4 protein-coding genes are annotated in these 4,915 nt (G+C 66.2%); 2 read left to right on the top strand and 2 right to left on the bottom strand.

Annotation, left to right across the window (positions count from 1 at the left end; genetic code table 11):
- Positions 1–249 (top strand): benzoate/H(+) symporter BenE family transporter (locus ACLV8F_RS24660; protein WP_411886832.1); only part of this gene is annotated, 249 nt, incomplete at its 5' end.
- Entirely contained in the window at positions 246–1,202 is a 957-nt protein-coding gene (gene gshB / locus ACLV8F_RS24655; RefSeq protein WP_411886831.1) for a glutathione synthase, read from the top strand. The genes ACLV8F_RS24660 and gshB, both read left to right, overlap by 4 nt.
- Here the strand turns inward: gshB and ACLV8F_RS24650 are convergent.
- Positions 1,168–2,469, bottom strand: coding sequence for a PepSY-associated TM helix domain-containing protein (locus ACLV8F_RS24650; protein ID WP_411886830.1), 1,302 nt, complete (start codon positions 2,467–2,469; stop codon positions 1,168–1,170). The two genes, gshB and ACLV8F_RS24650, sit on opposite strands and share 35 nt — an antisense overlap.
- A gap of 23 nt (positions 2,470–2,492) precedes the next feature.
- Positions 2,493–4,718 carry a TonB-dependent receptor gene (locus tag ACLV8F_RS24645; RefSeq protein ID WP_411886829.1) on the bottom strand — a complete coding sequence of 742 codons (2,226 nt, stop codon included), beginning with the start codon at positions 4,716–4,718 and terminating at the stop codon, positions 2,493–2,495.
- Positions 4,719–4,915 lie beyond the last annotated feature (197 nt).

The following is a 4,915-nucleotide window of genomic DNA, read 5'->3' as shown; positions in this document are numbered from 1 at the left end:
GCCGGGCTGGCGCTGCTGGGCACCATAGGCAGCGGGCTGGCGGCGGCGGTGAAGGACGAGTCGCACCGCGAGGCGGCGCTTATCACGTTTCTCGTCACGCTGTCGGGCGTGGTAATAGCCGGTGTGGGCTCGGCCTTTTGGGGTGTGGTGGCGGGCGGGCTGGCGCTGTTTGTACAACAATACGGCCAGCAGCGCCGTGAATCCCCGTCCACAACGGCCCCCGACACCCGAACCCCTTCCAAACCATGAATATTCTTTTTGTCGCCGATCCGCTTGAGTCCTTCAAGATCTACAAGGACACCACCTTCGCGATGATGCGCGAGGCGCAAAGGCGCGGCCACCGCATCAGCGCCTGCGAGCCGGCGGACATGAACTGGCAGACCGGCGCGAAAGTCACGGCCCAGGTGCGCCACATCACGCTGACGGGCGATGCGGATACATGGTTTACGGCGGATGCCGCCCGGCCCGATGCGCGCGAGGCCGTTGCCGGCTTCGACGCGGTCATCATGCGCAAGGACCCGCCCTTTGACAGCGAGTACTTCTACAGTACCCACCTGCTGGAGCAGGCCGAGCGCGAGGGTGCCAAAGTCTTCAACAAGCCGCGCGCGCTGCGCGACCACCCGGAAAAGCTCGCCATCCTGGAATTCGCGCAGTTCAGCGGCCCGACGCTGGTGACGCGCAGCGCGGCCGACATCAAGCGCTTTCACGCCGAGCACAAGGACATCATCCTCAAGCCGCTGGACGGCATGGGCGGCATGGGCATCTTCCGCGTCAAGGAAGACGGCCTGAACCTGGGCAGCATCACCGAGACGCTGAACCGCGACGGCGCGCAAAGCGTGATGGTGCAGAAGTTTTTGCCCGAGATTTCCAGGGGCGACAAGCGCGTGTTGGTCATAGGCGGCAAGCCCGTGCCTTTCAGCCTGGCGCGCATTCCGCAGGGCAGCGAGGTGCGCGGCAACCTGGCGGCCGGCGGCCTGGGCGTGGCGCAACCGCTCTCAAAACGCGACTTTGAAATCGCCGAGGCGCTGGGCCCGGTGCTGGCCGCGCGCGGCCTGCTGCTGGCCGGCGTCGACGTGATCGGCGACTACGTGACCGAGATCAACGTCACCAGCCCGACCTGCTTCCAGGAGATCCACGACCAGGCCGGTTTTGACGTCGCGGCCATGTTCATTGATGCGCTGGAGGCTGCGCTGAAAGGCTGAGGGGACTCACACCTTCGCTGCTCTCGCGGCGGGCCGCCAGCACGCGCGAGCGCCGCTTGCGCCACCAGATCACGATGCCGGTCACCGACAGCATCACCACCACCACGCCCAGCAGCGACATCATGATGCGGCCCGGCAGGCCCAGGATGCGCCCGCCGTGCAGCGGCAATTGCAGTTGCGCGAACACGTCGGCCGTGGTGCCGTGCCAGGGCTGGTTGCTGCTGATCAGGCGGCCGTCTTCTGCGCTCAGGTAGAGGTTGGACAAATCCATTCCGTCGCTGTCGTCATGCTCGGCGTGGTCAAAAAACGAGATGTTGTAGAACCCGCCGCGCTGGTTGTAGAAGGCCCCGCCCAATGGCGTGGTCCAGCCGCGCCGCTTTGCTTCAGCCTGGGCGATGCCGACAATCTCCACAAAACCAATCTTCGGCTCGATGCGCTCGCCCAGCGACGCCAGCGGCACGAGCGTTGAGGGCCCGGGCGTGGTCTTGGAGACCATGGAGAGCAGCGGGAAAAATATTTCGCGGTTCAGGTTGATCGAGAACGAGGTGAAGGCCACCACGATGATCAAGCCCCATACCCACAAGCCGCCGGCGCGGTGCAGGTCGAAGTTGAGTTTGTAGCCGCCGGCTTTCCAGCGCAGCAGCCAGGAGGGCTTCCAGCGCGACCACCAGCCCGCCGGGTCGCGGTGTGGCACGGTTTCGGCGCCGGGGCGCTTGCGCAGGCGGCGCGGCATGGTGAGGTAGAAGCCGACAAAACTGTCGAGCAACCAGACCAGCGCGATGCCGCCCATGATCCAGTGGCCGACGCGGTCGCCGCCCCACATCGCCGGCACGTGCAGCGTGTAGTGCAGCTTGCGCAAAAAGGGCATCAAGGTTTCGGGTTTGAACGAGACGGCGGTGGAGTCGCGCTTGCCGCGCACCTCGGCCGTGACCGGGTCGACAAACACCTGGTTGTAGCCGAGCTTGTAGGGCCGGCCGGTGGCCGGGTCCTTGCGCGGCTGCACGAAGTAGCCGGCGGCATGGCCTTCCTCGAAGCCCAGCGGAAGGTAAGCAACCCGCGCGCGCGGGTCGTGGGCCTCGACCGCAGCGGCCAGCTCGAAGGGGTTGCGGAAAGGGCCGCGCGCCTCGGTGTCGTAGAGCTTGCTGTTCAGCCAGCCGTCGATCTCGTGGTCCCACGAGATGACGGCGCCGGTCAGGCCCGAGACGATGAGGAACAGCGCGGTGGACAGCCCCATCCAGCGATGGAGGACCGTCCAGAGGGTTCGCATGCTCGTGCCGTGCTTCGCCGCGCTCAGAAGTCGACGCTGGCGCTCAGCACGAAGGTGCGCGGTGCGGCCAGCACGAGGTAGTTGTCGGTCGGGCTTGCACCGCCCACCGAGGCCCAGTAGGACTTGTTGAGCACGTTGTCGATGCGGCCGCGCACGGTCAGCATGCGGTTGTTGCCGAGGTCGACCAGGTAACGCGCGCCGATGTCGACGCGGTTCCAGGAAGGCAGCGCCTGGGTGTTGGCGCCGTCCGCGTACTGTTTGCTGGTGTGCAGGTAACGCGCGTTGAGCGCCAGGCCCCGCGCGCCGGGAACGTCCCACTCGGCGCCGATGTTGAGTTGCTGGCTCGGCACGCCGACGGCGTCCTTGCCGGCGTCGGCCGGGTTGGCCGTCTTGGTTTGCTTGGCGTCAAGCAGGGTCAGGCCGCCGAGCACGCGCAGGCCGCGAACCGGTTCGCCGTAGACCGAGAACTCCAGGCCGCGGTTGCGCTGCTCGCCGAAGGTGCCGTAGGTGGTGCCCTGCACATAGGCAAGCGGACGGTCGATCTGGAACAGCGCGACGCTGGCGCCGTAATTGCCGGCGTCGTACTTGGCGCCGATTTCAGCCTGCTTGGAATGGAAGGGCTTGAACACCGTGTTGGCGTTGGTCACCGGCGTCACGACGCCGCCTATGGTTACGGTGGCGGGCGCGACGGCGCCGGGCACCAGCGCCTCGATGTAGTTGCCATAGACCGAGAGGTTGGTGTTGGCCTTGTAGACCACGCCGGCGACCGGCGTCGTGCGGCTACCGTCGTAATGGCTGTCCTCGATGCCGGTGTTGTAGTTGTAGGTGGTCTGGTCGATTTTCTGGTGGCGCGCGCCCAGCGTCACGAGCAGCGAATCCTGCAGGAAGGACAGGGTGTCGCCGATTGCGAAGCTGGAGGATTTCGATTTCGCCTGCACCAGCGGGTCGGTGAGCTTGCCGCCCAGGAAGAAGTTGGCGGGCGGCGCGGCGACGGCGGTCGGTGTGTAGAGGTTGTTCGCGAAGCCGGCAAAGTTGGCGAAGGCGTAGGCGTTGCGGCGTTCGTTGTCGTAGCTTGCCGCCGACACCACCACGGTGTGGCCGACGCTGCCGGTGCGGAGTTTGCCGCGCAGGCCCGCTTCAATGGTCGTGATCTTGTCTTCACGCGTGTTGTCGAAACGGGTCGTCGTCGTCGCGCCGGCGGCGTTGGTGACGGTCGGGTTGGCCAGGATGTTCGATTCTTCGCTGCTGCGCAGGCCGCCGGCGATCCAGCCGGTCAGGTTGTCGCTGAAGTCGGCCTCGGCGCGAACCGTGCCGAAGGTGTCGCGTTCCTTGGCGTTGGTCCAGTGCTGGGCGTAGTTGCGGCGCGCGTCGGGCGCGCTCGGCAGCGGCAGCACGCTCGACGGGGTCACGTTCGGCCGGCCGCCGGTCAGGGTGTAATCCTGGTAGCCGACGTCGGCGGAGATGCGGACATTGCGGCTTTTCCAGTCGAGGCCAACAGTCAGAGCCGTCAGTTTGACTTTTTCGTTGTCGACGCCGGTGCCGCCGTCGCGGTGCACCGCGTTCAGGCGCAGGCCGGTGGCCTGGTCGGGACCGAAGCGGCGCGCCAGGTCGGTCGAGATGGAGGCCTGGCCGCCGGTTTGCGCGCTCAGGCCGACGCGGCTCAGCGGCTCGTTGGGCGCGCGCTTGGGCAAGAGGTTGATCGCGCCGCCAATACCGCTGCCGCCCGGAGGGGCGCCGTTGAGGAAACTGTTGGCGCCGCGCAGGACTTCGACGCGCTCGAAGAATTCGGCGGCGATGTACTGGCGCGGCAGCATGCCGTAGAGCCCGTTGTAGGCAACGTCATCCGAATAGACCGGGAAGCCGCGCACGATATAGACCTCCTGGAAGTTGCCGAAGCCGCGCGCCTGGCGCACCGAGGGGTCATTGAGCAGCACGTCGGCCACGCTCTTGGCCTGCTGGTCCTGGATCAGTTCATTGGTGTAGCTGGTGCTCGAGAACGCCGAGTCCATCACGTCCTGGGAGCCCAGAATCCCGACGCGCCCGCCGCGGGCGACCTGGCCGCCGGCAAACGGCTTGGTCAGGCCTTCGGCCGATGCGTCGGCGCTGGCATTGACGGTCACGGTGGACAATGTAGCGGCAGGTGCGTTTGCCTCGGGCGCAGGCGCGCTTTGCGCATGGACTAGCGGCAGCCAGAGGGCCAGGGTGGCGGCGGCTGCAATAGGGGTGAGGAGAAAACGCGATGAAGACATGTTGGATTGGAGGTGTTTTAGATGAGAATGATTATTATTACCTCGATTACGGATTTGCCCTTGCTACCGGCACCCCTGCGTCACCTTTTGGGCGCACTCCGTTGTCGCGTTGCAACGGTATGTGAACACACCCTTCGCCGCGCCGCCGCGCTGTTGGCGGTATTGCTGATGGCGTTGCCGTGCGCGGGTTGGGCCCA

The organism is Polaromonas sp. YR568 (genome assembly GCF_943369675.1).
GTDB lineage: Bacteria > Pseudomonadota > Gammaproteobacteria > Burkholderiales > Burkholderiaceae_C > Polaromonas.
The sequence above is the reverse complement of the archived record's forward strand: the minus strand, read 5'-3'. Positions and strand labels throughout refer to the sequence as shown.

What these genes read in the sequence shown, in the direction of transcription:
- ACLV8F_RS24650 (WP_411886830.1), bottom strand. Translation starts at nt 2,469, where the DNA reads ATGCGAACCCTCTGGACGGTCCTCCATCGCTGGATGGGGCTGTCCACC.
- gshB (WP_411886831.1), top strand. Translation starts at nt 246, where the DNA reads ATGAATATTCTTTTTGTCGCCGATCCGCTTGAGTCCTTCAAGATCTAC.
- ACLV8F_RS24645 (WP_411886829.1), bottom strand. Translation starts at nt 4,718, where the DNA reads ATGTCTTCATCGCGTTTTCTCCTCACCCCTATTGCAGCCGCCGCCACC.